We start from the raw sequence: 13462 nt of genomic DNA, 5'->3' as shown, positions 1-13462 counted from the left end.
TTTTGACCCAGCCCGAGAGCCGTCCCATGCCTGCCTGCCAAACCCCCATCATCGTCGCCCTCGACTTCCCCAGCCGTGACGCCGCCCTGGCGCTGGCCGACCAGCTCGATCCGGCGCTGTGCCGGGTAAAGGTCGGCAAGGAGCTGTTCACCCGCAGCGGCCCGCAAGTGGTCGAGGCGCTGCAGGCCAAGGGCTTCGAGCTGTTTCTCGACCTGAAATTCCACGACATTCCGAACACCACGGCGATGGCGGTCAAGGCGGCGGCGGAGATGGGCGTGTGGATGGTCAACGTGCATTGCTCCGGCGGCCTGCGCATGATGGCGGCCTGCCGCAACGAACTGGACAAGCTGGCTGGCGCCAAGCCGCTGCTGATCGGCGTGACCGTGCTGACCAGCATGGAGCAGCAGGACCTGGCCGGTATCGGCCTGGACGTAGCGCCGCAGGCGCAGGTGCTGCGTCTGGCCGGCCTGGCTGCCGAAGCGGGGCTCGATGGCCTGGTCTGCTCGGCGCAGGAGGCGCCGGCGCTCAAGCTCGAACAGCCGCGCCTGCAACTGGTGACGCCCGGCATTCGTCCGGCCGGCAGCAGTGCCGACGACCAGAAGCGCATTCTGACCCCGCGTCAGGCGCTGGATGCCGGCTCCGACTACCTGGTGATCGGTCGTCCGATCAGCCAGGCCGCCGACCCGGCGCAGGCGCTGGCCGCCGTGGTCGCCGAACTGCAGGGCTGAGCCGCGCGCCGACCCAGGGCGCCACGCCATCAGCGCCCTGCATGACCTGTCACTCCAGAGCCTGATAGTGCTGCTCTGCGCCCAGCCGTCTGGCTAGACTCCTCGCCAATTCAACAAGAATCGTTGCGAGGAAGCAGACATGAGCATGACGTTCTCCGGCCAGGTCGCCCTGGTCACCGGCGCCGCGGCCGGCATAGGCCGCGCCACCGCCCAGGCATTCGCCGCCGAAGGGCTCAAGGTGGTGGTTTCCGATGTCGACGTGGCTGGCGGTGAAGGCACCGTCGAGCTGATTCGTACCGCCGGTGGTGACGCCTGCTTCGTGCGCTGCGACGTTACCCGCGATGCCGAGGTGAAGGCCCTGATGGAGGCGACCCTGAGCCAGTACGGCCGCCTGGACTATGCCTTCAACAATGCCGGTATCGAGATCGAGCAGGGCAAGCTGGCCGACGGCAACGAGGCCGAGTTCGACGCGATCATGGGCGTCAACGTCAAGGGCGTGTGGCTGTGCATGAAGCACCAGATACCGCTCCTGCTGGCCCAGGGGGGCGGCGCCATCGTCAACACGGCGTCGGTGGCGGGCCTGGGGGCGGCGCCGAAGATGAGCATCTATGCGGCTTCCAAGCACGCGGTGATCGGCCTGACCAAGTCGGCGGCAGTGGAGTACGCGAAGAAGAAGGTGCGCGTCAATGCGGTATGCCCCGCCGTGATCGACACCGACATGTTCCGTCGTGCCTACGAGGCCGACCCGCGCAAGGCCGAGTTCGCCGCCGCCATGCATCCGGTCGGGCGCATCGGTAAGGTGGAAGAGATCGCCGCGGCTGTGCTGTACCTGTGCAGCGATCACGCCGGCTTCACCACTGGCCAGGCCCTGGCCGTCGACGGTGGCGCCACGGCGATCTGATCGCACCCGCGCGGGAGGCGATCACGGGCGAATCTTGGCACGCAGGGCCACTGTCAGCGGTGGTCCTGACTGCGCAGAATCCTGCCAGGTTGAACAGGAGCGATAACAATAATGACCGCCGATCCCTTGCTGACGCTTTTCCTTCCCGCCGCGCTGGGCATCATCATGCTCGGCCTGGGCCTGTCGTTGAGCCTGGCCGACTTCGCCCGCGTGGCCAAGTTTCCCCGGCCGGTGCTGATCGGCCTGGCCTGCCAGTTGCTCCTGCTGCCGCTGGCCTGCTTCTTCCTGGCCAAGCTGTTCGGCCTGGCGCCGGCGCTGGCCGTCGGCCTGATGCTACTGGCGGCCTCGCCGGGCGGTACCACGGCCAACCTCTACAGCCACCTGGCCCATGGTGACGTGGCGTTGAACATCACCCTGACCGCCGTCAATTCGGTGGTCGCCATCCTGACCATGCCGCTGATCGTCAACCTGTCGCTGGCGCACTTCATGTCCGCCGACCAGGCCATTCCGCTGCAGTTCGCCAAAGTGGTGCAGGTGTTCGCCATCGTCCTCGGTCCGGTTGCCATCGGCATGTGGCTGCGCAGCCGTTTCCCGCACTTCGCCGAGCGCATGCAGAAACCGGTGAAGATCGTTTCGGCGCTGTTCCTGCTGCTGATCATCTTGCTGGCGGTGGCCAAGGACTGGCGCACCTTCGTCGAGTACGCGCCGGCGGTGGGTGGTGCGGCGCTGGCCTTCAACCTGCTGAGCATGGCGGTGGGCTACTGCGTGCCGCGCCTGCTCAAGCTCGATCTGCGCCAGGCCATCGCCATCGCCATGGAGATCGGTATCCACAACGGCACCCTGGCCATCGCGCTGGCGCTGAGCCCGGCGTTGCTGAACAACCCGACCATGGCCATTCCGGCGGCGATCTACAGCCTGATCATGTTCGTCACGGCGGCGCTGTTCGGCCTGTGGGTCAACCGCGTACACGGCGCTGAGCTGGTCGAGCCGGTGGCTCAGGGCGACGGGGCGTAGCCGCGGCAAAGCGAGGGGCTCCATGAGGGCCCCTCGCGGGTGCGCCTGAGCCCGCTCAGCGTTTGCCGGCGTTGAGGATCGCCAGGGTCAGCAGGCCGGCGACGATGCCCCAGAATGCCGAGCCGACGCCCGCCAGGGTCATGCCCGAGGCGGTGACCAGGAAGGTGATCAGCGCCGCTTCACGCTCGTTCGGTTCGCTCATGGCCTGGGTCAGGCCGCCGATGATCGAGGCGAACAGCGCCAGCGCGGCGATGGACAGGATCAGCGCGGCCGGCAGGGCGGCGAAGAGCGAGGCCAGCGTTGCGCCGAAGAGGCCGGCGATGGCGTAGAACACACCGCACCAGACCGCCGCCGTGTAGCGCTTGTGCGGGTCTTCGTGGGCCTCCGGGCCGGCGCAGATGGCGGCGCTGATGGCGGCCATGTGGATGCCGTGACTGCCGAACGGCGCCATCAGGATCGACACCAGGCCGGTGCTGGTCAGCAGCGGCGAGGCCGGTACGTCGTAGCCATTGGCACGCAGCACGGCCATGCCCGGCAGGTTCTGCGAGGCCATGGCGACGATGAACAGCGGGATGCCGATGCTGATCGCCGCAGCCAGGGAGAAGCTCGGCGTGGTCCATTGCGGCGTGGCCAGCTGCAGTTCGAAACCGCTGAAATCGAGCAGGCCGAAGAGGCCGGCCAGCAGGCTGCCGACGATCAGCGCGGCGAGTACCGCGTAGCGCGGCCACAGGCGCTTGCCGAACAGGTAGGCGAGCAGCATGGCGACCACCAGAGTAGGCTGCTGCTCGGCTGCCACGCAGATTTCCAGGCCGATCTTGAACAGCACCCCGGCCAGCAGGGCGGCGGCAATGGAGGCAGGGATGCGGCGCATCAGGCGATCGAAGGTGCCGGTCAGGCCGATCAGCAGGATCAGGCCCGAAGCGAGGATGTAGGCGCCGATGGCTTCGCCGTAGGACACCTGCGGCAGGCTGGTGATCAGCAGCGCGGCGCCCGGGGTGGACCAGGCGATCATCACCGGCGCGCGGTAGCGCAGCGAGAGGACGATGCAGCACAGCGCCATGCCGATCGACAGGGCCCAGATCCACGAGGATATCTGGCCAGCGCTCAGGCCTGCCGCCTGGCCGGCCTGGAACATCAGCACCAGGGAGCTGGTGTAGCCGGTGAGCATGGCGATGAAGCCGGCGACCACGGCCGAAGTGGAGGTGTCCGCCAGCGGGCGCAGACGGGTAGGGGCGACATCTTGCATCAGAACATTCCAGTGTCGACGAGGATGGGATACAGCGAGGCGACCAGCAGCAGGGCCATGCCGATGTTGAACGCGCGCAGCAGGTGCGGATTGTCCAGCCAGTTGCGCAGCAGGCTGCCGGCCACCGTCCACAGGCCCACGCTGGGGCAGTTGACGAGGGCGAACAGCGCCGCGATCAGCAGCACGTTGCTGAAGAAACCGTCCTGCGGCGTATAGGTGGTTATCGCGCCGATGGCCATGATCCACGCCTTGGGGTTGACCCACTGAAAGGCGGCAGCCTGGAGGAAGGTGAAGGGCTTCGCGGTCGGGTTCTCGCGGCTCTGCGGTGCGCCGGACTGGGCGATCTTCCAGGCCAGGTAGAGCAGGTAGGCGGCGCCGACATAGCGCAGCACCTCGTGCAGCACGGGCACGCGCTCGAACAGCTGGCCAAGGCCCAGCCCTGTCGCCGTCACCAGAAGCATGAAGCCCAGGCTGATACCGAGCATGTGCGGAATGCTGCGGCGCAAGCCGAAGTTCACGCCCGAGGCCAGCAGCATCATGTTGTTGGGCCCCGGCGTCACCGAGGTGACGAAGGCGAAGGTGATGAAGGCGAGCAGGAGTTCGGGCGTCATTGTTGTTCTCCGGTGACTGGCAAAGCCTATTGCGCTGCCGGCATGAAGTCGCGATACAGCCACGCCTGGGTTGAACCGTACAGTCTGTTCAAGCGGGACCTGGCTGGTTAGCCTGCAGCCATCGTCGAACAGGGGCAGGGTGATGCAGCCGGACAATCCCTACAGCGCACCGCAGGTGGAATTGCTCGACCGTCGTGGGGGGGCGCCACTGCCGGGCTGGAGCGCCCGCCAGCTGCGCGTGCTTGGCTGGCTGGCGCTGGTGGCGGTGCTGGCCAATGCCCTGGTGGTCGGCCTGACCCTGGCCGGCGCATGGCTGGATGAGCGCGAGGCGCAGCGGCTGCAGAGCTACATCGGCTGGTTGAGCCTGATGCTGGTGCTGCTTGGCTGCTACCTGCTGCTGCGCTTCAAGGCGTTCGCCGAGGCACGTTTCGCCGCCCGGCATCTGGCGGCTCCGATCTGGAGCCTGCTGCTGGTGACGGTGTCGCTGGAACTGGCGGATAGCGCATTCGGCGAGCAGCTGTTCACCGCCCTGGATTGGCCGACGCTGGGCTACATGCTGCTGCTGGCGCTGATGGGCGCCTGCACCGCCTGGCTGGGGATTCGCCTGCTGAAGGTGGCATGCCCTTATCCGGCGCTGAAGGTGATGGCCTGGCTCGACATCGTCGGCGGGGTGATGCTGGCCAGCGTGATACTGGCGCTGCTGGCCGTGCTGCCCCTGCTCGGTGCCGGAGTGGCGCTGATGTGGGTGTTCTTCAGTGCGGCGGCCGAGTTGCCGGAGCAGGTTGACTGAGGGTGTTGCATAGGGCCGGAGCCGCCCGCTGGGCGACCCCGGTGGCGTGCCTGCCTACCACTTATAGTCGAGGCTGGCAGTGACCCGGCGCGGGTCGCCGGCATAGCAGTAGAAGCCGTCGCAGGTGGCCAGGTACTCCTTGTCGAACAGGTTGCTGGCATTGAGCGACACACTGGCGCCGCGCAGGCTGCTATCGAGCTGGCCCAGGTCGTAGCGCACGACGGCATCGTAGACGGTGTAGGCGCTGCTGTGGCCGTCGGAGGCGTCGCGCACGAAACCCATGCTGCCGACCGCGATGTTGTCCGTGGAGCCGACGAAGCGAGCGCCAAAGCCGACGCCAAAGCCGGCCAGTACGCCCTGAGTCCAGTCGTAGTCAGCCCAGATCGAAGCTTGGTGCTCCGGAACCAGAGGAAGGGCACGGTTCTCGTCTCGAGGATCAGCCGTATCGATCATCTTGCTGTTGGTATAGGTGTAGGAAGCGGTCAGGCTGAGGTTTTCCGTGATGTTGCCGGTGGCCTCCAGCTCCAGGCCGCGAACCTCTACTTCACGTACGGGCTCGCTGGCCCCCAGCGTGTTAGTCGTGATGATGTTCTGGCGTTTCAGGTCATAAACTGCGGCAGTGAACAGCATGTCGCTGCCAGGTGGCTGGTACTTGATGCCCAGTTCGTACTGCTTGCCCGTGCTGGGCTGGAAGGCTTCTCCGGTGCCAGCGCCGGCGTTTACCATGCCGCCTGCTTCGGCCTGGAAGGACTCGGCATAGGAGAGGTACGGGGTGAAACCGCTGTCGAAGACGTAGCTGAGCGCCGCGTTGCCGCTGAACTGGCTGTCGCGGCGGCTGTCTTTGGCGTCGCTGGCGTTGTGGAACACCGAGTCGGTTTCCAGTCGGTCCCAGCGCCCTCCGAGGGTCAGGCGCCAGGCGTCCAGGGCGATCTGATCCTGCAGGTAGAGGCCGGTGTTGCGGCGCTTCTGGTTGTAGTCCTGTAAGGCGCCGTAGGTGACGCCGCTGAAGTCCCGGCCGTAGATCGGGGTGATGATGTTGCTGCTCGGTGCGCTGCCGTAGAGCCAGCGGTAGTCGGTATTCACCCGCAGGTAATCCAGGCCGAGCAGCAGGGTGTGATCCAGCGCGCCGGTGCTGAAGTCGGCCTGGAAGTTGTTGTCCACGGCGAAATGGCTGATGTTCTCGTCGTACACGTTGGCCCCGCGGCTGACGCTGCCGTCATCGCTGACCGCACCGGACCAGCCACCTGCGGTGATGATCTGGTTGTCCAGTTCGAGCTTGCTGTAGCGCAGGTTCTGGCGGAACTGCCAGATGTCGTCGAGACGGTGCTCGAAGGCATAGCCCAGGGCATAGAAGGTCTTGTCGTAGAACTCCCAGTCGGGGTCGCCGAGGTTCTTGTTGTAGTCGACCTTGCCGGCCGGCGTATCGAGCTTGGTGCCTTGCAACGGCAGGAACTGGCTGGTGCCACCGGTATCGTCGCGGTTGAACTGGCCGAGCAGGGTCAGCCTGGTTTCGTCGGCGATGTTCCAGGTCAGGCTCGGCGCCAGGTTGAAGCGCTGATCGTCGATATGCTCGACGGTCGTACCGCTGTCACGGCCGACACCGCTGAAGCGGTAGAGGAAACGACCGTCATCGTCGATCTTGCCGGTGCTGTCGAAGCTGATCTGCTTGTGCTGGTAGTTGCCTATCTGCACCTGCACCTCATGGCTGCTCTCGGCCTGCGGCCGGCGGCTGACGGCATCGACCAGGCCACCGGGCGGGGTCTGGCCATAGACCGATGAAGCCGGCCCGCGCAGCACGGCGACGCGCTCCAGGTTCCAGGTTTCCAGCTTGGCCATGGTGTAGCTGCCCTTGGGCAGCGGCAGGCCATCGAGCATCTGGATCGGTTCGAAGCCGCGGATCTTCATCCAGTCGGCGCGGCTGTCGCTGCCGTAGCTGCTGGCGATCACGCCGGGCATGTAGCGCACGGCATCGTCGAGGTTCTGCACCTTGCGATCCTGCATCTGCGCGCGGGTGGCCACGGAGATCGAGCGTGGGGTTTCCAGCAGTGGCGTATCGGTCTTGGTGCCGGTGGCCGTGCGGTTGGCCAGGTAGCCGCGGGTTGGGCCCAGGGCGTGCTCGGCCGCCTGCTCGCTGGCGGTGACGGTCACGTCCGGCAGGGCCATCGCCGCTTCCGCTGCGGGGGTCAGGCTGTAGGCACCGCCGCGTTCCTGCAGCTGCAGGCCGGTGCCGCGCAGCGCCTGGTTCAGCGCGTCGAGGGCTTCGTAGTCGCCGCTGACCGGCGCCGAACGTTTGCCCTCGGTCAGGGCCGGGTCGATGCTCAGGGTCACGCCGGCCTGGCTGGCGATCTGATTGAGCGTCGGCGCCAGTGGGCCTGCCGGCAACTGATAGGCTTCGGCGTGGGCCAGGCCGGCATGGCCGGCGCAGGCGACGGTCAGGGCCAGCAGTGTGTGGCGGAACGGAGCAGGGCGGAAGGACATTGCGAACGTCTCCTAAGAGTTAATGTATCTCAATGCCTTCTTGCCGAAGCAGAACGAAAAAGTGACAGGGGGAGGGAAAACTATTTTTCCCGGGGCACCACGCGAGTCCACCAGGGGCCCAGCCGCTCGGTTTGCACGGGCAGGCTGAGGGCGATGGCGGCCAGCGCCTTGTCGCTGTCGTGCAGCGGGAAGCTGCCACTGATGCGCAGGCCGCTCAGGCTCGGATCGAGGCCCAGGTAGCCGCTGCGGTATTCGCCCAGCTGGTCGATCAGCTGTTGCAGCGGCAGGTTGTCCGCCACCAGCATGCCGCGGCTCCAGGCGTCGGCGCCGACCGGCGCGGGCGAGCTGTCGCTCAGGTGATGGCGGTCCATGCGCACCTGCTCGCCGCTGTGGATGATGCGTTCCTCGGTGGCCGCCCGCGGCCTGGCGGCGACGGCCGACTGCAGGACGATCAGCTCGGTCGCCGCACCTTCGCGGCGCACCAGGAAGCGCGTGCCCAGCGCGTGCAGGCGGCCCTGCTCGGTCTCGACGATGAACGGGCGCGTATCGCCCTTGGCCGTCTGGATCAGGATCTCGCCGCTGCGCAGGCGCAGGCGACGCTCTTTGGCGTCGAACTCCACGTCCAGCGCACTGCGGCTGTTGAGGCGCACCTGGCTGCGGTCGGCGAGCAACAGGTCGCGCTGCTCGCCGCTGGCGGTGTGATAGTCGGCCAGGTAGTCGTCCAGCGGGCGCTGCTGGGCCAGCAGGGTCAGGGCGACGCCGGCGGCAAGCAGCAGGCCGAGGGTGCCACCGCCCAGGCGACGCAGGCTGCGTCGGCGGTTGATGCCGCCTTGCAGCAGCGCACGGCGCGCCAGGGGCGTGTTGGCCGCAGCGAGTTGCTGATCGATCCCGCCGAGGCGGCGCCAGACCAGGCCATGCTCGGGGTGGGCGGCCAGCCACCTGGCGAACTCGCGGTGCTGTTGCTCGCTGGCATTGCCCGAACCCAGACACAGCTGCCAGGCGATCGCCTCATCCAGGGCGCGAGCCGAAACCTGGCTCATTGCGGTGCCCCATACAGCGCGACATAGCACTGGCGAAGGCCCTGGGCGAGGTACTGGCGCACGCGGGAAGGGGAGACCCCCAGACGCTCGGCGATCTCGGCATGGCCGAGACCGTCCAGGCGGTTGTAGAGGAATGCCGCGCGCGCCTTGCTCGACAGCTGACCGAGCAGGCGATCGATCTCCGCCAGCTGCTCCAGGGCCAGCGCCTGTTCTTCCGGGCTGGGTTGCACGGCCTCGGGGGCCAGTGCCAGCTCATCCAGGTAGGCGCGCTCCAGGGCATTGCGTCGGAACTGGTCGACCAGCAGCCCTTTGGCGATGGTGGTGAGCAGGGCGCGGGGTTCGCGTGGGCTGTGCAGCTCGGTGCGCCCCAGCAGGCGGACGAAGGTGTCCTGGCTCAGGTCTTCCGCGCGTTGCGCGCAGTTCAGGCTCTTGCGCAGCCAGCCGAACAGCCAGTCGCGGTGATCGCGGTAGAGCAGGCCGACCAACTGCTGATTGCTGGAGTCCTGAACCGACACACGCCCCTCGCGAGATCTAAGTTGAGTTGATAATGATTCGCATATGTTCGCAGAGGAGGCGGCCATGACGCAATCGCTGCGTCAAATCGGCGATGGATGGTTGCAGAAGGCCAGCTGCAGGGGCCATGGCGCGGACTAGTTGCTGTGGCTGGAGGCCAGGGCCAGGTTGACCTGGAGCCAGCCCTGCACGGCGTCTTCGCCCACTTCGGCGAACGCGCGCTGCAACAGGCGGGCCTGTTCCCGGCGCAGGGCCTGTTCCAGCTTGGCGCCCTCCGGCGTGAACACCAGCAGGCGCTTGCGCTTGTCGTCTGCTGCCGCCTCGCTCTGCACCAGGTGCATCTCCATCAGCTGGCGCAGCGGCATGTTCAGTGCCTGCTTGCTGACGCCCAGGTAACCGAGCAGTTCGCTCATATTCAGGCCCGGGTACTTGGCGATGAAGAACAGTATGCGGTGGTGCACGCGCGACAGCCCGCGCTTGGCCAGCATCTCGTCGGGCTTGGCGGTGAAGGCCTGATAGCCGAAGAAGAAGGCCTCCATGGCGGCCTGCTGGGCGGCGGAATTGCGCATGACCTGCGCACCATTGAGGCCACCCTGGGGGCTGTCGCCGGGCGACGTTAAAAATTTCTCGGAGAAATTTTTTAGGTCAGTCATATTGACGTATCTCTGGGTGGCGGCGTAGTTTCGGTCAAGCAGTTTGACTTAATTAAACGACTTTGGCACCCCAGGACACACCATGGCCTTCTCCGAACGCATCGCCCGCCTGAAAAGCTCCCTGATCCGTGAAATTCTTGCCGCGGCGCAGCGTCCGGAGGTGATGTCCTTCGCCGGTGGCCTGCCGGCCGAACCGATGCTGCCGAAGGTGGACTGGGCCGAGATGCCGGCGAGCATGGGCCAGTACGGCATGAGCGAAGGCGAGCCGGCGCTGCGCGAAGCCATCGCTGCCGAGGCGCGTGCCCTGGGGGTGCCATGCGATGCCAGCCAGGTGCTGATCGTCAGCGGCTCGCAGCAGACGCTGGACCTGGCTTCCAAGCTGTTCATCGATCCGGGCACCGAAGTGCTGCTCGAGGCGCCGACCTACCTGGCGGCGCTGCAGGCGTTCCAGCTGTTCGGTGCCGACTGCATCAGCGTGCCGCAGGAGGCCGACGGCCCCGAGCTGGCCGTGTTGCGCCAGCGCCTGGAACAGCACAAGCCGGCTTTCGCCTACCTGATCCCGACGTTCCAGAATCCGTCCGCCACGCGCTACAGCGAAGCCAAGCGCGAGGCCGTGGCGGCGCTGCTCGACGAATTCGGCGTGACCCTGATCGAGGACGAGCCGTACCGTGAGCTGGTGTTCGATGCCGGCAGCGCCACGCCCATCGTCAGCCGCCTGCGCAAAGCCAGCTGGATCTACACCGGTACCGTGTCCAAGACGCTGCTGCCGGGCCTGCGCGTGGGCTATCTGATCGCCACCAGGGACCTGTACCCGCACCTGCTGCGCCTGAAACAGTCGGCCGACCTGCACACCAACCGCATCGGTCAGTGGCAGGCGCTGCAGTGGCTGGGCAGCGAGCAGTACCGTGGCCACCTGGCCGAGCTGCGCGACTTCTACCGTATCCGCCGCGACGCCATGCAGGGTGCGCTGCTGGAACATTTCGGCGATCTCGCCGAGTGGGAGGTTCCGCAGGGCGGCCTGTTCTTCTGGCTGACCCTGAAGCAGCCGCTCGATACCCGTACGCTGCTCGATGCGGCGTTGGCGCAGAATGTCGCCTTCATGCCGGGCGAGCCGTTCTTCATCGACCCGGACGCCAACCCTGGGCATCTGCGACTGAACTTCAGCCATGTTGCGCCGGAGCGCCTGGGCGAGGGTTTGCGCCGGTTGGCTGCGGTGATCCGTGCTGCGCAGGGTGCGTGAGGGTTGTTTGCCTGCAGGCGCGGCGTGAGCCGCGAGTGCTCCGGGCACGGCAGCTCCGGCAGGCAGGGTGATTGGCGGCGAGCTTGCCGCGAGGATTGATAGGGAGGGCAACGCGATGTTCAAGGTCTATGGCGACTACCGTTCGGGCAACTGCTACAAGGTCAAGCTGATGCTGCATCTGCTGGGCAAGCCGTACCAGTGGATTCCCATCGATATCCTCAAGGGCGAGACGCAGAGCGAGGCCTTCCTGGCGAAGAACCCCAACGGCAAGATTCCGGTGCTGGAGCTGGACGACGGCACCTGCCTGTGGGAGTCCAACGCCATTCTCAACTTCCTTGCCGACGGCAGCGAGTTCCTGCCCAGCGAGCCGCGTCTGCGTACTCAGGTGCTGCAGTGGCAGTTCTTCGAGCAGTACAGCCATGAGCCTTATGTCGCGGTGGCGCGCTTCATCCAGCTCTACCAGGGGATGCCCGAGGAGCGGCGCGAGGAGCACGCGCGCTGCCTGAAGCTCGGCTACAAGGCGCTCAAGGTCATGGAGAGGCAGCTCGAACGCACGCCCTATCTGGTCGGTGAGCACTACTCCATCGCCGATATCGCGCTCTATGCCTATACCCATGTCGCGGACGAAGGCGGCTTCAGCCTCGAAGCCTTCCCGGCGCTGCGTGCCTGGCTCGATCGCGTGGCCAGCCACCCGCATCACGTGACCATGCTGGGCTGAGCGGGGAAGTGTGCTGGTAGGTTCACCGCTCTGGTCTAGAGTTTGGCGGTAGCTCGCAGAGGGACCGCCATGTCGGACGGAAGTCGAAAACTGAGCCTGGGTGCGCTCACCGCGCTGGTGGTGGGCTCGATGGTGGGTGGCGGGATCTTCTCGCTGCCGCAGAACATCGCCGCCCGGGCGGATGTCGGTGCGGTGCTGATCGGTTGGGGAATCACGGCGGTGGGCATGCTGGCGCTCGCGTTCGTGTTCCAGGGCCTGGCCAATCGCAAGCCGGAGCTGGACGGTGGCGTATACGTCTATGCCAAAGCCGGTCTGGGCGATTACATGGGGTTCTCTTCGGCCTGGGGCTACTGGATCAGCGCCTGGCTGGGCAACGTCGGTTACTTCGTGCTGCTGTTCTCTACACTGGGCTATTTCTTCCCGGCCTTCGGCGAGGGCAATACGCCCCTGGCCATCGGCTGCGCCTCGGTGTTGCTCTGGTGCGTGCATGCCCTGGTGCTGCGCGGGATCAGGGAGGCGGCGCTGATCAACCTGGTCACCACGGTGGCCAAGCTGGTGCCGATCCTGCTGTTCATCGTCATCGTCGGCCTGGCGTTCGATCGCGACGTCTTCACGCGGGATATCTGGGGGCGCAGCAACCCGCAGTTCGGTAGCGTGCTGGAGCAGGTGCGCAACATGATGCTGGTCACCGTGTTCGTGTTCATCGGTATCGAGGGGGCCAGCGTGTACTCCTCGCGTGCCGAACGGCGCAGGGATGTCGGCACGGCCACGGTGATCGGCTTTCTCGGGGTGCTGGCATTGCTGATGCTGGTCAACCTGCTGTCGCTGGGGGTGATGAGCCAGCCCGAGCTGGCCGCGTTGCAGAACCCGTCGATGGCTGGTGTGCTGGAGCATGTGGTGGGGCGCTGGGGCGCGGTGCTGATCAGCGTCGGCCTGGCCGTCTCGCTGCTCGGTGCATTGCTGTCCTGGGCGCTGCTCTGCGCGGAGATCCTCTTCGTCGCGGCGAAGGACGGCACCATGCCGGCCTTCCTGCGCCGGGAGAGCGCCAGCAAGGTACCTGCCAATGCGCTCTGGCTGACCAACGCGATGATCCAGTTGTTCCTGCTGATCATCCTGTTCGCTCAGGGCACCTACCTGTCGCTGATCTACCTGGCGTCATCGATGATCCTGGTGCCCTATCTGTGGTCGTCGGTCTATGCGCTGCTGCTGGTGGTGCGTGGCGAGACCTACGAGGCGCAAGCCGCAGTACGGCGCAAGGATCTGTTGGTCGGTCTGCTGGCGATTCTCTATGCCGCCTGGCTGCTGTATGCCGGCGGGGTGAAGTACCTGCTGCTGTCGGCGCTGCTCTACGCGCCGGGCGTGCTGCTGTTCCAGCGGGCCAAGCGCGAACTGGGCCAGGCCTTGTTCCGGCCCCATGAATGGCTGATCTTCAGCGCGGTGCTGCTGACCGCCGTGGTGGCCGGCTATGGCCTGTACGCCGGGCATTTGACCCTGTAGCGCTGGACAAAGCGCCCGGTGTAAGGATAATCC

Annotated in this window: 13 protein-coding genes; 7 read left to right on the top strand and 6 right to left on the bottom strand. The window is 66.3% G+C overall.

Annotation, left to right across the window (positions count from 1 at the left end):
* Positions 1 to 26: 26 nt before the first annotated feature.
* The 3 genes from pyrF to E4487_RS13575 all read left to right on the top strand — a co-directional run bounded on the left by pyrF (position 27) and on the right by E4487_RS13575 (position 2643).
* Positions 27 to 728 (top strand): orotidine-5'-phosphate decarboxylase, encoded by a 702-nt coding sequence (gene pyrF / locus E4487_RS13585; protein WP_037054323.1) that lies wholly within the window; start codon positions 27 to 29, stop codon positions 726 to 728.
* Between the two features lie 139 nt (positions 729 to 867).
* Positions 868 to 1629, top strand: a complete 762-nt coding sequence (locus E4487_RS13580; protein WP_175253610.1) for an SDR family oxidoreductase — start codon at positions 868 to 870, stop codon at positions 1627 to 1629.
* A 111-nt stretch (positions 1630 to 1740) separates the two neighbouring features.
* Positions 1741 to 2643 carry a bile acid:sodium symporter family protein gene (locus E4487_RS13575; RefSeq protein WP_037054318.1) on the top strand — a complete coding sequence of 301 codons (903 nt, stop codon included), beginning with the start codon at positions 1741 to 1743 and terminating at the stop codon, positions 2641 to 2643.
* Between the two features lie 55 nt (positions 2644 to 2698).
* Here the strand turns inward: E4487_RS13575 and E4487_RS13570 are convergent, their stop codons facing one another.
* Together E4487_RS13570 and E4487_RS13565 are read right to left on the bottom strand one after the other, a co-directional pair.
* The gene (locus E4487_RS13570) at positions 2699 to 3889 is read right to left on the bottom strand and encodes a benzoate/H(+) symporter BenE family transporter (RefSeq protein ID WP_037054316.1); all 1191 of its coding nucleotides are present in this window, start codon (positions 3887 to 3889) and stop codon (positions 2699 to 2701) included.
* Positions 3889 to 4500, bottom strand: a complete 612-nt coding sequence (locus tag E4487_RS13565) for a LysE family translocator (RefSeq protein ID WP_134678283.1) — start codon at positions 4498 to 4500, stop codon at positions 3889 to 3891. The genes E4487_RS13570 and E4487_RS13565 overlap by 1 nt, the downstream gene beginning before the upstream one ends.
* Positions 4501 to 4642: 142 nt before the next feature.
* Here E4487_RS13565 and E4487_RS13560 point away from each other — a divergent pair, with 142 nt between their 5' ends.
* Positions 4643 to 5290 carry a hypothetical protein gene (locus tag E4487_RS13560; protein WP_175253609.1) on the top strand — a complete coding sequence of 216 codons (648 nt, stop codon included), beginning with the start codon at positions 4643 to 4645 and terminating at the stop codon, positions 5288 to 5290.
* A gap of 54 nt (positions 5291 to 5344) precedes the next feature.
* On the opposite strand, the gene E4487_RS13555 is transcribed toward E4487_RS13560, so the two are convergent.
* From E4487_RS13555 to E4487_RS13540, 4 genes are all read right to left on the bottom strand, one after another.
* Positions 5345 to 7768, bottom strand: a complete 2424-nt coding sequence (locus E4487_RS13555) for a TonB-dependent siderophore receptor (protein ID WP_175253608.1) — start codon at positions 7766 to 7768, stop codon at positions 5345 to 5347.
* An 80-nt stretch (positions 7769 to 7848) separates the two neighbouring features.
* Positions 7849 to 8808 (bottom strand): FecR family protein, encoded by a 960-nt coding sequence (locus E4487_RS13550; RefSeq protein WP_175253607.1) that lies wholly within the window; start codon positions 8806 to 8808, stop codon positions 7849 to 7851.
* Positions 8805 to 9323, bottom strand: coding sequence for an RNA polymerase sigma factor (locus tag E4487_RS13545; RefSeq protein ID WP_037054308.1), 519 nt, complete (start codon positions 9321 to 9323; stop codon positions 8805 to 8807). The genes E4487_RS13550 and E4487_RS13545 overlap by 4 nt, the downstream gene beginning before the upstream one ends.
* Before the next feature lie 135 nt (positions 9324 to 9458).
* A complete protein-coding gene (locus E4487_RS13540; RefSeq protein ID WP_047584269.1) occupies positions 9459 to 9974 on the bottom strand; it encodes a MarR family winged helix-turn-helix transcriptional regulator in 516 nt (171 codons plus the stop codon).
* A gap of 82 nt (positions 9975 to 10056) precedes the next feature.
* On the opposite strand from E4487_RS13540, the gene E4487_RS13535 reads away from it, so the two are divergent.
* The 3 genes from E4487_RS13535 (at position 10057) to arcD (ending at position 13429) form a co-directional block, all read left to right on the top strand.
* Entirely contained in the window at positions 10057 to 11214 is a 1158-nt protein-coding gene (locus tag E4487_RS13535) for a PLP-dependent aminotransferase family protein (protein WP_037054304.1), read from the top strand.
* A gap of 115 nt (positions 11215 to 11329) precedes the next feature.
* Complete coding sequence (locus E4487_RS13530) at positions 11330 to 11932, top strand: glutathione S-transferase family protein (protein ID WP_037054302.1); 603 nt, start codon at positions 11330 to 11332, stop codon at positions 11930 to 11932.
* A 69-nt stretch (positions 11933 to 12001) separates the two neighbouring features.
* Complete coding sequence (gene arcD / locus E4487_RS13525) at positions 12002 to 13429, top strand: arginine-ornithine antiporter (protein WP_175253606.1); 1428 nt, start codon at positions 12002 to 12004, stop codon at positions 13427 to 13429.
* Positions 13430 to 13462 lie beyond the last annotated feature (33 nt).

This window comes from Pseudomonas sp. BMW13 (assembly GCF_013357275.1).
Classification (GTDB): domain Bacteria; phylum Pseudomonadota; class Gammaproteobacteria; order Pseudomonadales; family Pseudomonadaceae; genus Aquipseudomonas; species Aquipseudomonas khazarica.
This window is presented reverse-complemented; position numbering and strand designations above follow the sequence as displayed.

Bases quoted from the DNA above. Each gene is read 5' to 3' on its own strand.
- arcD (WP_175253606.1), top strand. From the start codon at position 12,002: ATGTCGGACGGAAGTCGAAAACTGAGCCTGGGTGCGCTCACCGCGCTG.
- E4487_RS13550 (WP_175253607.1), bottom strand. From the start codon at position 8,808: ATGAGCCAGGTTTCGGCTCGCGCCCTGGATGAGGCGATCGCCTGGCAG.
- E4487_RS13570 (WP_037054316.1), bottom strand. From the start codon at position 3,889: ATGCAAGATGTCGCCCCTACCCGTCTGCGCCCGCTGGCGGACACCTCC.
- E4487_RS13530 (WP_037054302.1), top strand. From the start codon at position 11,330: ATGTTCAAGGTCTATGGCGACTACCGTTCGGGCAACTGCTACAAGGTC.
- E4487_RS13535 (WP_037054304.1), top strand. From the start codon at position 10,057: ATGGCCTTCTCCGAACGCATCGCCCGCCTGAAAAGCTCCCTGATCCGT.
- E4487_RS13565 (WP_134678283.1), bottom strand. From the start codon at position 4,500: ATGACGCCCGAACTCCTGCTCGCCTTCATCACCTTCGCCTTCGTCACC.
- E4487_RS13555 (WP_175253608.1), bottom strand. From the start codon at position 7,768: ATGTCCTTCCGCCCTGCTCCGTTCCGCCACACACTGCTGGCCCTGACC.
- pyrF (WP_037054323.1), top strand. From the start codon at position 27: ATGCCTGCCTGCCAAACCCCCATCATCGTCGCCCTCGACTTCCCCAGC.
- E4487_RS13580 (WP_175253610.1), top strand. From the start codon at position 868: ATGAGCATGACGTTCTCCGGCCAGGTCGCCCTGGTCACCGGCGCCGCG.
- E4487_RS13560 (WP_175253609.1), top strand. From the start codon at position 4,643: ATGCAGCCGGACAATCCCTACAGCGCACCGCAGGTGGAATTGCTCGAC.
- E4487_RS13575 (WP_037054318.1), top strand. From the start codon at position 1,741: ATGACCGCCGATCCCTTGCTGACGCTTTTCCTTCCCGCCGCGCTGGGC.
- E4487_RS13540 (WP_047584269.1), bottom strand. From the start codon at position 9,974: ATGACTGACCTAAAAAATTTCTCCGAGAAATTTTTAACGTCGCCCGGC.